Annotated in this window: 15 protein-coding genes; 6 read left to right on the top strand and 9 right to left on the bottom strand. The window is 60.8% G+C overall.

Going from position 1 to position 20,311, the window contains the following annotated elements; genetic code table 11:
* Positions 1-47: 47 nt before the first annotated feature.
* Positions 48-1,049, top strand: a complete 1,002-nt coding sequence (locus tag VFU66_RS06050) for a LacI family DNA-binding transcriptional regulator (RefSeq protein WP_326445342.1) — start codon at positions 48-50, stop codon at positions 1,047-1,049.
* Between the two features lie 240 nt (positions 1,050-1,289).
* Positions 1,290-2,963, top strand: coding sequence for a glycoside hydrolase family 28 protein (locus tag VFU66_RS06045; RefSeq protein ID WP_326445341.1), 1,674 nt, complete (start codon positions 1,290-1,292; stop codon positions 2,961-2,963).
* Between the two features lie 142 nt (positions 2,964-3,105).
* Here the strand turns inward: VFU66_RS06045 and VFU66_RS06040 are convergent, their stop codons facing one another.
* From VFU66_RS06040 to VFU66_RS06020, 5 genes are all read right to left on the bottom strand, one after another.
* Positions 3,106-4,134, bottom strand: coding sequence for a LacI family DNA-binding transcriptional regulator (locus VFU66_RS06040; RefSeq protein WP_326445340.1), 1,029 nt, complete (start codon positions 4,132-4,134; stop codon positions 3,106-3,108).
* 187 nt (positions 4,135-4,321) lie between these two features.
* Positions 4,322-5,944 carry a multicopper oxidase family protein gene (locus VFU66_RS06035; protein ID WP_326445339.1) on the bottom strand — a complete coding sequence of 541 codons (1,623 nt, stop codon included), beginning with the start codon at positions 5,942-5,944 and terminating at the stop codon, positions 4,322-4,324.
* A complete protein-coding gene (locus tag VFU66_RS06030) occupies positions 5,941-7,593 on the bottom strand; it encodes a phospholipase C (RefSeq protein WP_326445338.1) in 1,653 nt (550 codons plus the stop codon). The genes VFU66_RS06035 and VFU66_RS06030 overlap by 4 nt, the downstream gene beginning before the upstream one ends.
* A 287-nt stretch (positions 7,594-7,880) precedes the next feature.
* Entirely contained in the window at positions 7,881-9,833 is a 1,953-nt protein-coding gene (locus VFU66_RS06025; RefSeq protein ID WP_326445337.1) for a family 2A encapsulin nanocompartment cargo protein cysteine desulfurase, read from the bottom strand.
* Positions 9,820-10,737, bottom strand: a complete 918-nt coding sequence (locus VFU66_RS06020; protein WP_326445336.1) for a family 2A encapsulin nanocompartment shell protein — start codon at positions 10,735-10,737, stop codon at positions 9,820-9,822. Before VFU66_RS06020 ends, VFU66_RS06025 begins: the two co-directional genes overlap by 14 nt.
* Positions 10,738-10,915: 178 nt before the next feature.
* On the opposite strand from VFU66_RS06020, the gene VFU66_RS06015 reads away from it, so the two are divergent.
* Positions 10,916-11,416, top strand: coding sequence for an Lrp/AsnC family transcriptional regulator (locus tag VFU66_RS06015; protein WP_326445335.1), 501 nt, complete (start codon positions 10,916-10,918; stop codon positions 11,414-11,416).
* On the opposite strand, the gene VFU66_RS06010 is transcribed toward VFU66_RS06015, so the two are convergent.
* Positions 11,413-12,144, bottom strand: a complete 732-nt coding sequence (locus VFU66_RS06010; RefSeq protein ID WP_326445334.1) for a HoxN/HupN/NixA family nickel/cobalt transporter — start codon at positions 12,142-12,144, stop codon at positions 11,413-11,415. The genes VFU66_RS06015 and VFU66_RS06010 overlap by 4 nt on opposite strands.
* Before the next feature lie 106 nt (positions 12,145-12,250).
* Here VFU66_RS06010 and VFU66_RS06005 point away from each other — a divergent pair, with 106 nt between their 5' ends.
* Positions 12,251-13,276: a formylglycine-generating enzyme family protein gene (locus tag VFU66_RS06005; protein WP_326445333.1), complete on the top strand. Its 1,026-nt coding sequence runs from the start codon at positions 12,251-12,253 to the stop codon at positions 13,274-13,276.
* Between the two features lie 21 nt (positions 13,277-13,297).
* Here the strand turns inward: VFU66_RS06005 and agaR are convergent, their stop codons facing one another.
* A complete protein-coding gene (gene agaR, locus VFU66_RS06000; RefSeq protein WP_326445332.1) occupies positions 13,298-14,119 on the bottom strand; it encodes a transcriptional repressor AgaR in 822 nt (273 codons plus the stop codon).
* 12 nt (positions 14,120-14,131) lie between these two features.
* Entirely contained in the window at positions 14,132-15,943 is a 1,812-nt protein-coding gene (locus VFU66_RS05995; RefSeq protein ID WP_326445331.1) for an MFS transporter, read from the bottom strand.
* Between the two features lie 389 nt (positions 15,944-16,332).
* On the opposite strand from VFU66_RS05995, the gene VFU66_RS05990 reads away from it, so the two are divergent.
* Complete coding sequence (locus tag VFU66_RS05990) at positions 16,333-18,345, top strand: beta-N-acetylhexosaminidase (RefSeq protein WP_326445330.1); 2,013 nt, start codon at positions 16,333-16,335, stop codon at positions 18,343-18,345.
* A gap of 187 nt (positions 18,346-18,532) precedes the next feature.
* Positions 18,533-19,576 (top strand): SIS domain-containing protein, encoded by a 1,044-nt coding sequence (locus VFU66_RS05985; protein WP_326445329.1) that lies wholly within the window; start codon positions 18,533-18,535, stop codon positions 19,574-19,576.
* Positions 19,577-19,598: 22 nt separating this feature from the next.
* Here VFU66_RS05985 and VFU66_RS05980 read toward each other — a convergent pair whose 3' ends face one another.
* Positions 19,599-20,243, bottom strand: a complete 645-nt coding sequence (locus tag VFU66_RS05980) for a YdcF family protein (protein WP_326445328.1) — start codon at positions 20,241-20,243, stop codon at positions 19,599-19,601.
* Between the last annotated feature and the right edge of the window lie 68 nt (positions 20,244-20,311).

Below are 20,311 nucleotides of genomic sequence, written 5' to 3'. Positions count from 1 at the left end.
ACTCGCTCGCGCGGAGGTCGGTGTTCGAGAGGAGAGCCGCAATGGATATGCGGGACATCGCGAAGATCGCTGGAGTATCGAGCGCTACAGTTTCGCGGGTCATCAATGGATCGAACCTGGTGAGACCGGCGACGGCCGAGCGCGTGCGCAAGGTCATCGACGAACTGAGGTTCGTACCAAATGGCAGCGCCACGACGCTGAAATACGGCAGAAGCTGCACCTACGGCCTGATTATTCCAGACATCACGAACCCATTTTTCCCGGAGTTCATTCGCAGCTTCGAGGCGATTCTGGTGGAGAACAATCAGGACATGCTGATGGCCACGACGGATTTTCACCCTACGAAGATGCAGCAGACGATTCGGAGAATGCTGGTGCGGAAGGTGGATGGGGTCGCGCTGCTTGCTTCGGAGATTGAGACAGAGCCGATTGAGTCGCTGATTCACCATCGGGTGCCGCTGGTGACGATGGACCGGCGGCTGGTGGGGCCGGGGTTGAGTGATGTGCTGATCCATAACGAGCCGGGCATGAATCAGGCTGTGGAGCACCTGAAGCAACTGCGGCACCGGAGGATTGGCTACATTGGAGGCTCGGGTGGACCGACGATTTCGGACCATCGGCTGCAGGCATTTATAAAGGCCATGAAACATGCAGATCTGGTGGTGGACGAGACGTTTCTGCGCGAAGGAAACTACAGGGTGTCCGGCGGCGAGGCTGCCATGGTGGAGCTGCTGGCGTTGAAGAGACGGCCGACGGCGATGATCACGGCGAACGACCTGACTGCGATTGGGGCGTTGCGAGTTGCGCATCGACAGGGTCTTTCGGTGCCGCAGGATTTGTCCATTGTCGGATTTGACGACATTGAGCTGAGCGATATTGTGTATCCGCCGCTGACGACGCTGCGGCTCCCGCGGCGCGAGCTTGCAGAGACGTTTTACAAGGCACTGAAGTCTTCGGAGAGCGCGCCGGGAGAGATGGGCAAGCAGTATGCGGTAGATACTGCGCTTGTCGTGCGCAGCTCGACTGGAAGAGCGGGCAAGGTTTCCTGATGCCTGCTGATTTCAAATAATAAAACAGATATTTATTGTCGAAAATAAAGATTGACAGTGAGACATGGCAACATCTATGGTTTTTTTCAACCTCCTCATTCACAAGGCGGTGTATACGTATTCGGCGAGCGTGCCGTGGGATGGCTTGCACGTGAAGAGTGCTCGTCGGAGCGAGCAGAAGAAAGGGATTTGTGCATGGCTTTGAAGCGCGAAGGAACAGTGTTGACGAGGCGCCAGTGGTTGAGCAGAGCTTCCACGCCGCTTCTGGCTGCGTCGCTGGGGGCAGGGCTGCTGGGTGAACGGAACGCGGTTGCCGAAGCACGCAAAGAAGGGGCAACCGGCAGCGATGCAGGGACGCGCACGTATAACATCCGCGATTATGGCGCGAAGGGGGATAGCGTTGCGTTGGATACGGCCGCGTTGCAGGCTGCGGTTGACGCCTGCACTCGGGATGGCGGAGGAACGGTACTGGTCCCGGCGGGCACGTTTCTGATTGGCACTGTCGAGCTGAAGAGCAACGTCACACTCCATATCGCTGCCGCGGGCAAGCTGCTGGGAAGCGGCAATGGCAAGCACTATCATGCGGTCGGTGCGATTCCGCTGCGCGGCGACACGACGCTCGAAGACGGCAACTGGGCCCTGCTGTTTGCCGTAAATGCGAAGAGGGTGACGATTGAGGGGCCGGGCACGATTGACGGGCAGGGCGCGCAGTTTCATTCGGCTGTTCGGGGCACGCCGCCGCCCAGCGGACTGGGCGGGAATCGTCGCCCATATCACATCCTGTGCTATCGCTGCGAAGACCTGACGGTCCGCGACCTGACGCTGGTTGACTGCGCGTATCACAGCATTCGCGTGATTGAGAGCACGCGCGTCCACATGGACCACCTCTACATCCATAACCGTGTGAACGGCAACAACGACGGCTTCCACTTCATCAGCGCGGAGTACGTTACGGTGAGCAACTGCACGGTGAAGTCGCAGGATGATGCGTGCGCCATGTTCGGGAGTTGCCGGTATATCACGATTACGAATTCGTCGTTCAGCACGCGCTGGTCGGTCTTCCGGTTTGGAGGCGGTTCGGCGAATAACATCACGATCTCGAATTGCCTGCTCTATCAGGTGTACGGCTGTCCGATTAAGTTTCAGGTGAATACGGGATCGCGGCACGAGAACATCTCGTTCTCGAACCTTGTTCTTGATGATGTTACCGGTCCTATCCATTTGAGCGTGGGGCCGAGGCCACCGCGTAACAGCGCGGCCATGCCTTCGCATACCGGGGATGAGGCGCCGGCGGTGGTGCGGAATATCTCTTTCAGCAACATCCACGGGACGGTGACGACTGCGCCGCAACAGTTGCCCGAGGCCTCGGTCGGCAGCGGCTATCGACCGGGCGAGGGACACTCGTGCATTACGCTGAACTGCATTGGCGGAGCTGTTCTGGAGAACATCACCTTCGACAACATGCATCTGACGTTTGGCGGCGGAGGCACGGCGGAAGAAGCAGCACGGCGTGATCTGCCGCAGGTGGCTGGTGAGTACTTCATGCTGGGGCCGATGCCTGCCTATGGTCTCTATGCGCGCAACGCAAAGGGACTGACATTGCAGAATGTGCGCTTCGAGGTGAGCACGCCGGACCTGCGACCGGCGGTGATCTTCGACCATGTTGCAGATGCAGCTATTAACGGGCTCAGCGTGCAGGGGAATTCGGGGGCGGAGTCGGTGCTGCGTTTTATTGATACGAAACAGACGCTGCTGAGCGCCGCGCGCGTCCTGACGCCGTCATCAACGTTTCTGCAACTGGAAGGGGACGGCAACGACGGAATCATCATCGATGGCGGAGATTTGTCCAAGTCGTCCAAGCCGCTTGCGTTCAAGAATGGAGCAACGGAAAAGGCCGTGAAGCTGCGGGATTAGAGATGTTTTTCATAAGTGTGTAGCTGTCGATTGAATGCGCAGGTTCGCTCAGCCGTGAAGAAATGCGGGGATTCTTCCCCTTCGACTTCACTCAGGGTCAGAATGACATGGTGTTGATGAGCCACGGCAATCGGGAAATTCTCTAGTCGGTCCTTTTGTAGCAGCCGCAGGATTCGCGGATGACGAGCGAGACGGGCAGGACCGTTCTGACGCTGGAGGCGGTAAACTCGCCTTTGATTCTTTGCAGGAGCAGGCGAGCGGACATGCGTCCAAGCTCGGCTGCAGGCTGACGAACGGCCGTGACCGGCGGCGTGATGAGAGTGAAGAAATCAACGTCGTCGAAGCCGACCAGCGCGACGTGCTTGCCCATCTCGATCTTCATCTCGCGGAGTGCTTCGATGACCCAGATGGTCGATGCGTTGTTCGCGGTGAAGAGCGCCTCTGGGCGGTTGCGAGAGGCAAACATCTCGGCCAGGGCAGGCTTTACGGCGTCTCGGTTCGACAGCCGCAATGCCTTCGTCATGGGTAACCTGGCGTGGCGCAGGGACTCCTCGAAGCCAATGAGGCGCTCCTTGATCGTCAGCAGGTGGGTGTTGGTAGCGACGCAGGCGATTCTGGCGTGGCCGTGATGAATGAGGTGCTCGACGGCCATGCGTGCGCCTGCTCTGTTTTCAACGCCGACCGAATCTGTGGTGGCCACTTCGATGGGACGGTCGATGGTGACGATGGGAGTGGCGCCTGAGGCCAGGGTCTTGAGGTACCTGTCCTTGCTGTCCACCGGGACGAGTAGAATGCCATCGACGGGGTGGTGCGTCATCTGCTCGACCTGGGCGGCCTCGATGGCGGGGTCGTCGTTGGATGCGGCGAGCCAGACGAGGTAGCCGCTCTCGCGTGCGGTTTCCTGCACGGCGTGGCTGACGATGGAGAAGAACGTGTCCGCGAGGTCGGGGACGATGAGGCCGATGGAGCGGGAGAGCTGCCCGGTGAGCATTCTGGCAGCGTGGTTGGGGCGATAGTCCAACTGGCGGATTGCGGCACGGACCCTCTTCGCGGTTTCTTCGGAGACGTAGGGGTGGCCATTGATGGTGCGGGAGACGGTCATGGCGCCGACGCCGGCGACCCGGGCAACGTCTTCGAGCGTGGCCCTCTTTGCAGGAAGGGATTTACGCACGTTCACCTCGGGACGGCCTGGATGATAGGGTTAACATAAAATTCACAATCGCAAGCCCTAAAATATACCCCGAACCCTCTCTTGACAAGCAGTTAGGCAAGTATGCAGGCAGGTTACTCTGTGGTATCGCAATCACTTATGCGAAGACGTGCCTGATCGAAAGAGCGCCAGCCCTTGCTGATGCGATTTAGCCCTGGATCGCTTTTGAGGAAGTGACGATCTCATACGGGCGCATCATCTCGTTGTCTTCGTGCTCCAGAACATGGCAGTGCCAGACGTATCTTCCTGTGTAGCCGTGGAAGGGAACGATGATGCGTGTCAAGGTTCCGGGCGGAACCTGCACGGTGTCCTTCCAGCCAGCTTCTTCGGGTTTGGGTGGGGTGGTGTCACCCATGAAGACGACGCTGCGATCACCGAGGAAGGCGGCACTGTCGATACGACGGCGGTCGAGAAGCTGAAGGCGGACGAGATGCAGGTGGATGGGATGGGTGTCCTCGGTGAGATTGATGATCTCCCAGATCTCAGTGGTATTGAGGACCGGCTTCTCGGTGACGGGCATGTGCCAGGGCGTGTTGTTGAGCATCATGTCCATCGATTGATCGGCAAGGTTGAGATGCTCGTCGAGCGTAAGCCTGCGGGTCAGAACCGCTGCTGATTCGCTGATGCGCTCGATGGTGCGGAGCGTCTTCGGCAGCGAGCTTGTGTCGTGGACGGGTGTGGGAGAGACGCGGAACTGCATGATGCGTAGTGAGTCGCTGGTGAGCTCGATGCTTTGGCCCGCGCTCTGGCTGAAGTCGATGACGATGTCCGCGCGTTCGCCGGGGCTGAGTTCGAGGCGCGTGAGCGGTACGGGCGCGTTGAGCAGGCCCTGGTCGGAGCCGATGACGTTGAACTCGATGTCTTCGCCGAAGGAGAGGCGGTAGAAGCGGCCGTTTGAGCCGTTGAGAATGCGGAGACGATAGCGGTGCGGCTCGACCTCGTGGTAGGGCATGATCTTGCCGTTGACCATGACGAGGTTGCCGAAGACCTCCGGAACCCACGGTTTGCCGGGGATCGCGGAGACAGGATAGTGCAACTGGCCGTCTTTACGGAGGTAGCGGTCGCAGATGACGAGCGGAAGTTCGTATTTGCCGCCGGGCAGGTTGAGCGCATCTTCTTCGGCATCGCGAATGAGGAACATACCCTGCAATCCGGCGTAGATATTCAGCCGGTTCGTGCCCATCGAATGATCGTGGTAGAAGAGCGCGGTCGCGTCCTGTCGGCAAGGGTAATGGCTCACAGCGGACTTGCCGGAGACGTACCAATCTTCGGGATAGCCGTCGCTTGCGGGCGGCGTGCGGCCGCCATGCAGATGAATGACGCTGCGGACTTCCGGTACATCTTTGCCTGCGCCGTGCAGCGTGTGGTCGATGGGCAGGAAGTGTTTTGTAGGGAGATTGTTTAGCCACTCGACGAGGACGCCCTCGTTGCTGCGGGTCTCGATGATGGGGCCGGGTGAGTTGTTGTTGAAGCCCCAGACGCGCGTCGGCGGCAGGTCGCGGTGGACTTTGACATGCAACTCGCGCATGGCGATGCGGTAGTAGGGAATTGAGCGCGAGCGGTCTTCCGGATCAGGCCGCGTACCGGTGCTGACCGCGCGAGGCGGCAGCGGGAGGGGATCGACGTACGGCGCAAGCGTGTTTGGATCGACCAGCCCCACGGCGGCAGCGTGTGCCGCGTGCGACATGGAGTGAGCCACGGCATCTTCAGCCAGAAACAGACTTGTTGCAAAGGCTCCGGCGCGCTCCAGAAAACTTCTGCGAGAGATCAATCGCCGCTCCGTGTTTTGAGCACCTCGCCGGTGGATCCGTTGAGGAAGAGTTTGGTCGCGCTCGGATGGCTGAAGTCGAACATGCCGGTGATGGGGCCGGCGATGGCGTCGAACGAACCTGAGCCGACGCGCTCACCATTGAGCCAGTTGTCCTCGATGAAGCGAAGGATGGAGGTCTGATCGGTGAGGGTGTGGTCTACGTAATTCTGGCGCGCGTAGGGCGAGATCATGAGTAGCGGCAGACGCGGGCCGTATCCGCAGCGGCCCTGCGCGTGGGCGGTCTTTGGGCCGGGAAGCGCAGTTGAGCCGTCGCCGCACTCGCCTGGGCCGGTGAGTGCATCGGCCCTGGTTGTGGAGTGGTTGACGATGGGGCCCATCTGATGGTCGTACCAGCCGTCGGAGTCGTCGTAGGCGAGGATGACGGCGGTGTCGCTCCAGCCCGGTTGCTGCTGGAGAAAGTTGATGACGCGCACGACGAAAGCCTGCTCGTCGAGCGGGTCGGAGTTGCCGGCGTGCGCGTCCTGATAAGACTGGGCCTTCAGGAAACTGACTGCAGGAAAGTTCCCCGCTTTGACCGCATCGAAGAAGTCTTCGATGTCATATTGATGACGGCCCGCGTCTCCGTTGTGGCCGATTGTGTGGACAGACGTTGGACGGACGTGCCGCGGGTTATAGGTGGTCTTGTAGTACTGGAATGGTTCGTGATGTGGAGAGTAGTCCCTGATCGTAAGGCGCACCACGTTGGAGTGCGTGCTGCGCAGGCAGCCGGTGGTGCCGTTCTGATTAGTCCGGGTCAGGTCGAAGCCGCCCTCGAACCATCCCCAGGTGATGTCTCTCTTCGAGAGCATGACGCCGATGTTGTTGCCCGTGAGCTGCGCCATGCCTTTTGTAGGGGAGGAGCAGGCATCGCCGATGGGGTCGGGGTCGCCGATCATGGTGTAGGTGCCGTCGCTGCCTTCGATGACGGTGTTGCCGGTGTTGATCTGGTCGGTAACTCCGTTGGTCTGGCCGGAGATCAGCTCGATTGCTCCGGGCGTCGAGGGGCCGAAGGTCGAGCCATAGGAGTTGTCGCTCATGGCGAAGCGCTGGGCGTAGTTCCACAGGGCCGTGACGGTGTTGCCGTCGAAGTAGCCCATGACCAGGCCTTTGGTCTGATGCTTGTACTCATCCGGGCCGGCGACGGCTTCGCTGGCAAGCCGCTGCTTCACCTTCGGCGAGCCGGAAACGCCGGCGTAGCGCGGAAAGGAGTCCATCAGCCCTGCGTGGAATGCCTGCTGTTCCGCGCGGTAGTCGTGGTTCTCGTCGGTGGTGGCTGCCTGCGCGCGCGAGAGACGGAAAGGGTTGACCGCGCTCTCCTGATTCGCCTTGATGTTCAGAAAATTCGGATTGTGCTCTAGCAGCGTGTTGGTCAGGCCGTTGACGTGTGGAGTGGCGGGCAGCGCGTGAAACTCAGGTTCGCCGGGCGGATTCAGGGCGTTGGGATAGGTTCCGAAGTAGTGGTCGAAGGAGATGTTCTCGCCGAAGATGATGACCAGATGTTTGATGGGGGTTGCGGTTGGTGTGGCATCACTGCTTTGTGCTCTTGTTATGGCGGCCAATGTTGTGCAGGCAAGCGCCAGTACTGCCAGTCCACAAACTCGTTTCGTCATACGTCTCCTCGGTCGCCATTCATTTTACGGCGTCAGCGGTAACTGCCGAATAAATTTCGGGGCTTTCTTCCGCCACTGGGTTTGAAACGATAGTCATGTTAATCGATCCATGCCGCCGCTCCTCTAAAACGAGGATGGGCCGGAAGAGATGTCCTGCGCGGACGCTTGCCGATTTTTGCTGCCTTGGTTCTTTGTGGTCCTGACAATTTGGCCGTTCGGGAGACGGTCAGCTTGTCATGACCGCGGAGGGCCGATGGGACGGCGGCGTGATCGAGGCTCTGCCGTTGTTATGCTCCGAGGTTCTTGAGCCTGCGGAGCGCGGCGACGAGGGCGTCGATGTCGCCGAAACTGTTGTAGAGGGCAAGCGACGGGCGGACAGTGGTTTCGACGCCCATGCGCCGCAGTGAGGGCTGCGCGCAGTGATGGCCGCTGCGCACGGCGATGCCTTCGCGGTTGAGCGCTGCGCCGACCTCTTCGGTTTTGAATCCATCGAGGACGAACGAGAGGACTCCGGCTTTTTCTTTGGCAGTGCCGATGAGGCGAAGGCCGGGGATGGTGAGCAGACCCCGCGTCGCATAAATGAGCAGCTCATGTTCGTAGCTGGCGATGTTCGCCATGCCGATGCGGTTGAGGTAGTCGATGGCTGCGCCGAGGCCGACGGCGTCGGCGATGTTGCCGGTGCCTGCCTCGAAGCGCGCGGGTGGCTCCTGGTAGACGGTCTTCTCGAAGGTGACATCGACGATCATGTTGCCACCGCCTTGCCACGGGGGCGTGTCGGCGAGCGCGTCAGGCTTGCCGTAGACGACGCCGATGCCGGTAGGCGCGAAGACTTTGTGGCCGGAGAAGACGAAGAAGTCGCAGTCGAGCGATTGCACGTCGATGGGCATGTGCGAGACGGCTTGCGCGCCGTCGAGCAGCACGCGCGCGCCGTAGCGATGGGCCATCTGGATCATCTGGTGCGCGGGAGTGACGGTGCCGAGCGCGTTTGAGACCTGGGTGAACGAGACGAGGCGCGTGCGTGGGTTGAGGAGCTTTTCGTACTCGTCGATGAGAATCTGGCCGTCGTCATCGACGGGGATAACACGCAGCTTCGCGCCTTTTTCGGCGGCGAGCATCTGCCATGGGACGATGTTGGCGTGGTGCTCGATCCAACTGATGATGATCTCGTCGCCCTGCTGGATGTGGCGGCGGCCCCATGCCTGCGCGATGAGGTTGATGGCCTCGGTTGCGCCGCGGACGAAGACGATCTCTTTGGAGGAGCCCGCGTTGAGGAATCGGGCGACCTTGGTGCGGGCGTCTTCGTAGGCGTCGGTGGCACGGGCGGCGAGTTCGTGCGCGGCGCGGTGGATGTTCGAGTTTTCGTGCTCGTAAAAATACTTGAGGCGGTCGATGACTGCCTGCGGTTTCTGCGTGGTGGCGGCGTTGTCGAGCCAGATGAGCGGGTGTCCGTTGACGCGCTCGTTCAAGATGGGGAAGTCGCGGCGCACGCTGGCGATGTCGAATTGGTTGTTCGGCAGCGCGAGGTCAGGAAGCACAGCCGGGGTGATGCTTGCGGGCTTTGGCGGTTGCGGCGGCGCGGACAGGGGTTTTGAGAGAGAGCGCGCGTCTTCCAGAAAGTAGAAGGAGGAGACGGAGGCGAGTGCGGCGTTGACTTGCTCTTCGGTGGGCAGCGGCGTCGGGACAAGATCGGGCAAGCCCATTTCGAACGATGGAAAGGCTGCCTCGAAGGGCGGCATCGGCATGGAGAACGGTGAAGATGCGGCCATGCTCTGTGCGTTGTACTGTGGTGTTGCCGTGGTGGGTGCGGCCGCTTGCTCTGGTGTCAGTGCGGACGCTTCGGTGCCCGCGAAGCGATGCATTCCTGGGCCGGGAAGCGCACCGGCTGAGGGTAGCGACGGCACGGAAGGAAACGGAGCGCCGAACTGCGGGAGACGAGTTTCGTAAGTGGGCAATCCTGTCAGCGGATTCCCCGGAGCGTTGGTGGCATTGCCGGCAAAATGCTGGGGTTCTTCGCTGCGCTCAGAATGACCCACGGAAGGGGCATGGGATAGCGGAGGAGCGGCGGCCCGACTAGCTGGTGCTGCGGACTGGCCCGGCACTGCGCGGAAGAATTCGTTCGCCATGTGCGTGATAGCGGCCACGCCGGCGAGCGTTTCGGGCGACAGGTTCTCGGCCACGGCAGTGTCTTCGGCACGGCGTGAGAGGCCTGCGAAGATTTTTTCCTGATCACTTGTACTCATGGTAGTGTCCGACCTCGACGTTTTCGAGGACGCCGAGCGCGTCTTCGGTGAGCACTGCAGCCGAGCAATAGAGCGAGATGAGATACGAGGCGATGGAGTTGCGATCGACGCCCATGAAGCGAACTGAGAGGCCGGGCGTCTGCTCGCCGGGGAGTCCGGGCTGGAAGAGCCCGACGACGCCCTGCTTCTTTTCTCCGGTGCGCATCAGCAGGATATTCGTTTTGCCTTCGGCGTTGATGGTGAGCTTGTCTGAAGGAACGAGCGGCACGCCGCGCCAGGTGAGGAATGGTGAACCGAAGATGGTGGCGGTAGGCGGAGGCACGCCGCGGCGCGTGCATTCGCGTCCGAAGGCGGCGATGGCGCGTGGATGCGCGAGGAAAAACGCAGGTTCTTTCCAGATGACGGCGAGCAACTCATCCATGTCATCGGGCGTGGGCGCGCCTTTGCGGGTCTTGATGCGCGCGGATTTGGCGGCGTTGTTGAGCAGGCCGTAGTCGGCATTGTTGATGAGCTCGCTCTCCTGCCGCTCCTTGACCTTCTCGACGGTGAGGCGAAGCTGCTCGCGGATCTGGTCGTGCGGATGACTGTAGAGGTCCGAGACGCGAGTGTGGACATCGACGATGGTGGAGATGGCGCTGAGCGTGTATTCGCGCGGCTTTTCGACATAATCGACGAAGGTCTCGGGGAGCTTGCGCTCGTCGCGTGAGCCGCAGGCGACCTCGATCTCTTCATCGTGGCGAACCTGATTGACGCGGTACGTGCCGGATTCAACGGGGACCCAGGAGAGAAGCTGCACGAGCCAGCGCGGCGTGATGGCCGTCAACTGTGGGGCGGTTTTGGTAGTGTTGGCTAATTGACGTGCGGTTGCGTCGCTCAATGCGCGGCGATTTTCGGTGGTGGCCACGGGGAGTCTCCTTCATGTCGAGTGTGCAGATTGCCTGACTCTGAGACGATGATAGGTTTGCTTTGTCTGGATTTGAATGAGTGTTGTATTGAATTTGCAGGAATAGTAATTACGATATACGGTATAAATGAATTTTTTCCTTATGATCTAAGGAGAGCGCCGGAACGGAGGATGTGCGATGGCAGTGACGGCTGGCTGGTCGATGGACGACATTGATTGCGAGATTCTGGCGGAGTTGCAGACGAATGCGCGGATTGCGTTTGCTGAGTTGGGACGGCGCGTTGGTCTGTCTACGCCTGCGGTGATCGAGCGCGTGCGGCGGCTGGAGGAGCACCATGTCATCATGGGCTATCGCGCAGTGGTCGATCCGGCGAAGGTGGGGTTGCCGGTGCGCGCGTTCGTCAAGGTGACGGTTGCGGGCGACAAGCTACAGAAGTTCGCCGCACTGGTGAGGGAACTGCCCGAAGTACTGGAGTGCCACCGCGTGACCGGGGCAGAGTCGTTTATGGTGCAGATCGCGGTGCGCGACGTGCGGCACATGGAGGCGCTGATCGATTCGATGATGCCGTATGTCGCGACGAACACGTCGATGATCCTGGCGTCGCCGGTGCCATGGAACAGCGTGTTGCCCGCGGTGCGATATGGCGTGACGAAGACGAGACGGAAGCCGCGAGGTTAGTTCAGCACAGGCAGCAGCGAGCTGCGCCCAGCGAGGAAGATGAGGCCCGTGGCGAGGCTGTAGGCACCGGTCAGCGCAGAGATGGCGCGCAGCAGATGCGGGCGTTCGCGCGAGATGCCGAAGGCACCGGCGGCCGAGGCGGTCATCAGCGCGTTCATCGTCAGCAGGCCAGCGAGGAACATGCCGAGGCCCACCATGCCGAGCGCCGCTCCGCCGAGATTGGCGGCGAGTAAAAAGATCATCAACTGGCTCGGGGTCTCCGCGCCGAGACCATGGACGATGCCGATGATGAAGACTGAGCGTGTGTCGAAGGAGCTGGGCGGTGCGTAGGCTTCGGCGGTTTTGTGTGGGTTCAGGGCGTGGAGTGCGCGATGCCAGCCGCGATGCAGCAGTTGGTAGCGGCTTTTGGGCAGAACATCGCCGGGGTTGAAGATGAGTGTGCCGAGGACGTAGATGCCGAGGATAAGGAGTGTGAGGCCGACGAGCCGCTCGGCCCAACTGTCGATGCCTGCGGGCAGGTTAATGCCGAGAACGATGACGATGGCGCCCAGTCCTGCGACGGTGAGTGCGTGGCTGAGCGCGTAAACCATACCCAGGCGAAAGGCTGTGCGACGAGACTGCTGGACGCTGACGATGTCGGTGATGGCGGCGATGTGGTCGTAATCGAAGCCGTGGCGGAAACCGAGAACAGCTGCGGTAAAGAGCGCAACATAGAGCGTGGTATGCATGAGCGTTCCTATTTTAGCGCCTGGCGGTGGGCTCTCCGGTCATTGCCGAATTGGAATATGCTGCTTGCAGGCTGCCGCGCGGTGCGACGGATGAGAGGAAGACAAGATGGAGATTCCAACACCCGGTGCTTGCGGAGATTTAAAGCAGACCGGAACAGGCGGATGCTGTTGCACGCCAGCGGCAGAGCACGAGAGCAGCGGCGCAACGCAAACGGAGTCCGCATCGAGTGCGCTTATAGCCGAGCCGAAAGCTGGCGCTTCTGTCGCCGAAGAGCATGGCGCGATGATTGCCCTGCCGGGCGGTGTGTTTTTGATGGGGACTGATTATGCCGATGGATTTCCTGCGGACGGCGAGGGTCCAGTGCGCTCGGTGGCGCTTTCGGCGTTTCAGATCGATCCATGCGCCGTCACGAATCAGGAGTTTGCCGCGTTCGTTGCGGCGACTGGCTACGTCACAGAGGCGGAGCGGTTTGGGTGGTCATTCGTCTTCTGGGCGCATATTGCCGAGGAGCGGCGTGCGGAGTTGGTGGAAGACACGGTTGCGGCTGCTCCCTGGTGGTGCAAGGTGCCGGGAGCGTTCTGGCGGAGGCCGGAGGGGCCCGGCTCGGATGTGCGTGAGCGAGGGCGCTATCCGGTGGTGCATGTTTCGTGGAACGATGCGGAGGCGTATGCGCGATGGGCGGGGAAGTCGCTGCCGACCGAGGCGCAATGGGAGTACGCGGCGCGCGGAGGGCTGGAGCAGAAGCTGTTTCCGTGGGGCGATGAACTGACTCCGAATGGCGAACACCGCTGCAATGTGTGGCAGGGAAAGTTTCCAGTGAAGGACACGGCAGAAGACGGCTACGCAGGCACATGCCCTGTGGATGCATTTCCGCCGAATGGCTTTGGGCTCTATTGCGTGACGGGCAATGTGTGGGAGTGGTGCTCGGACTGGTTCGGCACAGCGTTTCGCGCGGACCAGCCGCTGCGCGATCCGAAGGGGCCGGCATCGGGGCAGGGTAAGGTGATGAAGGGCGGATCGCTTTTGTGCCACGCCTCATACTGCAACCGGTATCGCGTGGCGGCGCGCACGTCGAACACGCCGGATAGTTCAACCTCGAACGCAGGGTTTCGATGCGTGCGCAACAGCTAATCTGCTGTTCAGACTACGCTGCTAGACAATGATAAGTTCGATGCCCGCGCTGCGCAGCGTGTCCGCGACCGCGTCCGGTATCTGATCGTCCGTAATGACGGTATGGACGGCCGTAGGCGGCACGATGAGCGCCATGCTGGAGTGGCTGAATTTGGTGGAGTCGCAAACGGCGACGACTCTGCGCGAGGCGCTGACCATGGCGCGGTTGACGCGAGATTCGAGTACGTTGGGTGTGGTGATTCCGATCTTCGGGTCGAAGCCATCGACGGCGAGGAAGAGGATGTCGGCGCGGATCTGCGAGAGCATGTCTTCGGCCATGGGGCCGACGAGCGAGAAGGAGTTCTTGCGCAGCGTGCCGCCGGTGAGAATGATCTCGAAGTCTGTGTCGCTGAGTTCGCTTGCGATGTTGACGGCATTGGTGACGATGGTGAGGTGGCTGAACTCGCGGAGCGAGCGCGCGACGGCCGTGACGGTGGTGCCGGAGTCGAGCAACAGGCACTGCCCATTCTGCACGAGCTTCGCGGCGGCGGCGGCGATGCGCTGTTTTTCTTTGCTCTGATGATGCTCCTTCTCCTTGAGCGTTGGGTCGAGCAGAGTGCTGCCTTGTGGGACGAGCGCGCCGCCGTGTGTGCGCATGACGAGGCCTCGCGCGCCGAGATGGTCGAGGTCCTTGCGGATCGTAATGGGGGAGATGCCAAGGGAGTCGGAGAGTTCAGTGACGAGCACGCGGCCATCGCGCTGAACGAGAGAGAGGATGTGCTGCCGCCGCTCGCCGATCAGCATCTTACCGCTGCGCGCGTTGGCCGACTGCTTCGAGCCGCTTGTCTGCTTGTGCTTTTTCATGCGTGGAGTCCCTTATCCGTGAGATGGAAGCGTGTTCGTGTGCTTTTTGCCATGCTCGAAGAACTGCTCGATTTCTTCGAGCGTCTTGCCTTTGGTCTCAGGCAAGAAAAAGACGGCTGTACAGAAATAGATGACGGTGAAGGCGGCGAAGACGAAGAACATGCTGGAGTATCCGTATTTGCTGACGAACGGCAGAAAGATGGCCGCAAGGATGGTCGAGACAAGCTGGTTGATGACCAGCGCGATGCTCATGCCGTTCGAGCGGATGCGGGTTGGCATCAGCTCGGAGAGCGCAAGCCACACGCAGACGCTGGGGCCGAATGCGAAGAAGGCAACGAAGAAGTAGAGACCGATGGCGATGGTCCAGCCATGCCGCACCGAGGGCAGATAACTGACCTCGGCGTGGTCGATTTTGAGCGGCGCGCTGCGGGCCGCGTCATAGTTGCCGAAGGGATTTTTCAGAAAAGCGTCGAAGCGGCTGTGAGGAAGGCAGTCGTCGCGTGAGATAGATAGTGGTGCAGCCCCGCTGTCGGAACGCACAAAGTCGGTGGAGGAGGTGAAGTCGCCGCAGGAGTAGACGATGACGAGCGACGCCGGCTTCGCGTCCGGCTCGCCGATGAGTTGCTGTGCGGCTTCGGGAGTGAAGTGGTAGCTCAGCGTCTGGTCCGGCGTGACCAGCGATTGCATCTCAGCGGCACGGTCGATGTTTTGTTTCTCGGTGGTGCGGAACAGCAGGCCCACCACGACGAGAACGATGATGATTCCCGATGTTCCTATAGTCAGCAGCACCTTGCGGCCAACGCGATCGACCAGCATCATGCCCACCGCGACCGAGAGGAAGTTGACGATGGTGAAAATGACGTAGCCCCAGTGCGCGGCCAGGTCGGAGAGCCCGCTCTGCAATAGGATGCTGGTGTTGTAGCCGATGATGGAGTTGATGCCCGTGGCAGTGTTGCAGAACAGAATCACGCACGCGAGGACGAAGGGGACGACGTACTTCCGCTGTAACAGCGAGCCGGAAGTCTTGTGCCCTGCTGCGGGCTTTGCGCTCTCGGCGGCGATGGCATGCATCTCTTCCATCTCAAGGTTTGCCTGCTCCGGTGTGCGCGAGCGCAGCAGGGCTGCCAGGGCTGCCTCGGGTCTGCCTTTGCGGAAGTGCCAGCGTGGCGACTCGGTGACAAAGAAGCTGCCGAGGACGAAGAGAATTCCGGGAGGCAGCGAGACCCAGAAGATGCGCCGCCAGGCGTGGTCCTTGAAATCGAGCAGGGCGGCGGCGCTCGATGCGTGCGCGACTGCTTCGACGCGGTAGCTGTAGTACATGCCGATCAGCGCGGCGGCGACGATGCCCAGCGTGAGCAGCCATTGGAAGGCCCCAGTGCCTTTGCCGCGGTCTGAAGCGGGAAGACACTCCGCGAGATAAAGAGGAACGACGATGCCGATGAATCCACCGCTGGCGCCTTGCAGCAGCCGACCCCAGAACAGAGGTTCGTAGCCGTGCGAAAGGGCGATGATGGGGATGCTCAACACGAAGGCGACGCCGCTGAGGATCATGAGCGGACGGCGACCCATCCAGTCGGCCAGCATTCCGGCGAAGAGCGTGGAGAAGACGCTGCCCAGCAGCACGGCGGCGACGATGATGGAGAGTTGGCTGTTGCTCAGCCCCGAGGTCGCTTCGAGATAGGGAAGCGCGCCGCCGATGATGCCCACATCGACACCGTACAGCAGGCCTCCGAGCCCTGCTACCAGCAGCAGAAAGCGTGCGTATCCAGGGTTGATGCCGGTCGAACTGGAGGCAGTACTTGAGGCGGGAATGTAGCCGGGCATGAACTCTCCTAAGAGGATTATGACGATGATGTCACACTCTTGCGAGTCGTGCATGAGTGAAGTTATGTTTTTTATCTGCGCGTATGTTTTGCGGCCAATGGCTGGAGGCGCGAGCGTCGGCGAGAGAAGCAGGCTTGAATATTCAAGCGTTGGAAGATTGAGTAATTTGAAAAACCGGTCTGCCGTGGTTTCGATTACGTTTGCTATGCTAGCATTTCGCAGGCGGCTGGACCGGGTACGGTCCGAGCCGACGGTGCCGAGCGGCGAACACACAACGGGAGACATTGGGAGTGAATCTTTTATCAGGCGGCAGAAACGGTTCCGCGCAGGCTGCACGTGCGGCTGTGCGATTTGTAAGATGGGCCATCGTTCTTTTGGCGGTTTCTCTGGTGACTAACGTTGCGGCGCATGCCGCGTCCTGCACGAATGTGGCTTTTGTGAATACGCTGATGCCGCAGCCGGCGAAGATTGCGACCGCGCCGGGGTGCCTGACGCTCGACAACACATTTTCCGTTTCGATCGCTGCGTACCGTGATGCACGGCTGGATGCTGCGACGGAGCGGATGCTGAATCGGCTGTCGCGCCTTGCGGCAGTGCCGCATCATCTGGCAATTCAAAGCGGAACTTCGGCGGACCTGGTGATCGATGTGAAGGGGCAGGGCAGTGTGGTGCCTTCGCTCGATGACGATGAATCGTATGTGCTGAACGTGACGAACGACCACGCACGGCTTGAGGCGAATACCGTGGTCGGCGCGATGCGCGGCATGGAGACGTTTCTTCAACTTGTCCAGGCGAATGGCGGCTCCGGTTTTGCTGTGCCCGGCGTGGAGATTCACGACCAGCCACGGTTTCGCTGGCGCGGATTGATGATCGACACGGGCCGCCACTTCGAGCCGGTCTCGGTGATCGAGCGGACGCTTGATGGAATGGCAGCCGTGAAACTGAATGTCTTTCACTGGCATTTGACCGAAGACCAGGGCTTCCGTATCGAGAGCCGCCGGTTTCCGAAGTTGACGGGGATGGGTTCGGACGGTCTCTATTACACGCAGGAGCAGGCGCGCGAGGTGATTGCGTATGCTGCTGCGCGGGGCATCCGCGTGGTGCCGGAGTTCGACATGCCCGGTCACACGACGAGCTGGCTGGTGGGCTATCCGGAGCTGGGGAGCGCGCCCGGGCCTTACGAGGTGCAGCGGACGTTCGGAGTGCATGACGCAGCCTTCGATCCCACGCGCGAATCTACGTACAAGTTTCTCGACGAGTTCATCGAGGAGATGGCTGATTTGTTCCCCGATGCGTATATGCACCTGGGCGGCGACGAGAGCAACGGCAAGCAATGGCGCGCGAATCCCGAAATTGAGCGGTTTATGAAGGAGCACAACATCGCCACAACGCAGGCGCTGCAGACGTACTTCAGCCAGCGCGTCGAGAAGCTTCTGGAGCAACACCACAAGCACATGGTGGGCTGGGATGAGGTGCTCCAACCGAATCTGCCGAAGGATGTCGTCGTACAGTCGTGGCGTGGCACGCACTATCTTGCCGATGCCGCGCGTCAGGGCAACCAGGGGATTTTGTCCGCGCCCTATTATCTGGACCACATGGATTCGGCTGCGCAGGTATACCTGGCCGACCCGCTGCCTGGCGGTGAGCAGCTTACGGCGGAGCAGGCAAACCTGGTACTTGGCGGTGAGCTATGCATGTGGGGGGAGCATGTCGTTCCCCGCACGATCGATTCGCGGATATGGCCGCGCGCTGCGGCGATTGCGGAACGGTTTTGGTCGCCTGCAAGCGTGAACGATGTGAACGACATGTACCGCAGGCTGGGAGTGATGTCGCTGCGTCTGGAGGCTGTGGGGCTGACGCACATTTCGGGGCCAGAGGCGGGACTGCGACAGCTTGCCGGAAGCGAGGATGACGGCGCGCTTCGCACGCTGGCCTCCGTCGTGCAGCCGGTGGACTTCGGTCAGCGATACCGGGAGCAGCGCACGTCGCAACTGACGCCGATGAACCTGCTGGTGGATTCGGTGCGTCCAGATCCTCCGATGCGGCACGAGCTGGAGATGCTGGTGGAAGGATTTCTGGCGGACTCTTCGCATAAGAAGAATCGAGATGAGCTGATGGCGATCTTTCATCAGTGGGTTGCGGCGGGACCGGGATTGGAGGCAATCGCGAATCGTTCGCCGCTGCTTGCAGATGCTCGGCCTCGGGCTGCGGAGTTGTCGGTGCTCGGTCGCATGGGTCTTGATGCAGTTTCTTCTCTTTCGGCAGGCAAGAGACGGCCGGCCGGATGGGCTTCGCGCAGTTTGGAGACCTTGACCAGGGACAAGAATCACAACGGGCTGGTTGATTTCGTTGTACTCGGCCCGTTGGAGAAGCTGGTGGGTGCTGCGGGAAAGGTAAGGTAGAGACCTCAGGTCATTGACAGGGCGTTACATGACCGGTGTGAACGCTCGATGGGCGGGATGCATGTCCCGCCCTTTTATTTTTCAACTGAACCTGATTTAGTTCCGTTATATTTCTTTTTGTGTGCTATTATTGCGGCATGGAAGCCCCCTTTTACATGATCTTAAGGGCTTTCAGAGGAGCACTGCTTTGAGCGCGAATGGGAAGACGTTGCAGGAGATCTACCGTCAACCGGCTGTCTGGGCGGAGTGCCTGCGGATGTTACGAACACTCGACATCGGCGCACTCGTCAAAGATCGTGGGCATCCGGGTTCGGAGTGGGTCTTCTTTGGCTGCGGAACCAGCTACTATCTGGCGCAGGCAGCGGCGGCCAGTTTTACGTTGCTGACAGGCAGGCTGGCGCGCGCGCTGCCAGCCTCGGAACTGCTGCTCTATCCGGAGTTGTCGCTGCCTTCAACGAAGGGCGTCTTTCCGGTGTTGATCTCGCGGTCCGGTTACACATCTGAGATCCTCGCTGCTGCTGAGGTGCTGACGCAGAAGGGGATCGAGTTTTTGGCGCTGACCTGCGATGGGAACGAACTGGCAGCGAGCACGGGACGGGTGCTCCAGCTTCCGGTGAAGGAAGAGAGCACGGTGATGACGGGCTCGTTCACGTCGATGCTGCTGGCAATGCAATATATGGCGGCGAAGATCGCCGGGAAGGACAATTTTCTGGCTGCGCTGGACGAGCTTCCGGCGACGGTTGAGAAGCTGCTTGCGAAGTACGGTTCGCGAGTCGAAGCGTTTGCGAAGCGGCCGTTTGCTGATGTGGCGGTGCTGGGGCAGGGCGCGCTGTATGCGATTGCCTCGGAGGTTGCGCTGAAGGTGATGGAGTCGTCGTCGAGCTATGCGCAGTTCTTTCACACACTCGAGTTCCGGCACGGGCCGAAGTCGATCATCGACGATCGGGCGCTGGTCATCGGACTGATTGCGGATGAGAGTGCGGTGCAGGAGACGAAGGTGATTGCCGAGATGAAGGAACTGGGCGCTTCGACGATTGCTGTGGTCAATCGCGCGACTGCGGAGACTCGTGCGGCTGCGGACCTGGTTGTGGAGCTTGACTCTCCGCTGCCGTCGCTTGCGCTCTCGATTGCTTATGTTGTCTGGGGACAGTTGCTGGGCAGCTATGTGGGGCTGGCCAAGGGGCTGAATCCGGATGAGCCGCTGAATCTGACGCGGGTGGTGACGTTCTGAGGCCGCACTCCCTCTTTAATCCCTAGTTCATGAAGGGGTTGGGCAGGTATTTGGAGTTGGGGAAGCCGTGGAAGCGGAGGTAGAGACAGTCGCGCGCTTCGCCGGTGTAGAGGTGGAAGCGGTGCCAGAGGCTGTACTCGGGTGGCCAGTGCGCGGGGTGAGTGCGCCAGTCGATGGACATGGTGGGCTGGTCGATGTTGAGGGTGTTGGCGATGAGCGCGGCCCGGGGAAGATGGCTGGGCGAGCTGATGATCTCGGCCGAGGTCCAGCCGTTTTCGTGCATGAGCTTGGCGGAGTAGTAGATGTTCTGGATGGTGTCGTGGGCCTGCGGCTCCTCGGTGATGGCTTCGGCGGGGACGCCTTCGGACTCGGCCAGCTTTGTCATGACGTCGGCTTCGACGTACTGGTTGTGCGCGGCGGCTCCGGTCATGATGATGTGCGGGGCGATGCCGGCTTTGTACTGGCGGACGCTTTCGAGGACGCGCTCGCGCTGCTCGGGTGAAGGGGTGCCGTCGGTCTTGGCTGGGCAGCCGAGGACGATGAGGGTGTCGAAGTGCGTGGCGGTGACGTTATGGGTGGGCAGGGTAAGGTACGTGCCGTAGAGCACGAGCACGTAGGTGAAGACGATGGCTGAGGCGAAGAGCAGGATTCGCTTGAGGAGCTTCACGCGGAGCAGGGTATCAGGCTATTGGGTTGGAAGTAAGAGATTCGTGTGGTTCGAGGGGGCCCTCCCCC

The organism is Edaphobacter sp. (assembly GCF_035763405.1).
GTDB lineage: Bacteria > Acidobacteriota > Terriglobia > Terriglobales > Acidobacteriaceae > Edaphobacter.
This window is presented reverse-complemented; position numbering and strand designations above follow the sequence as displayed.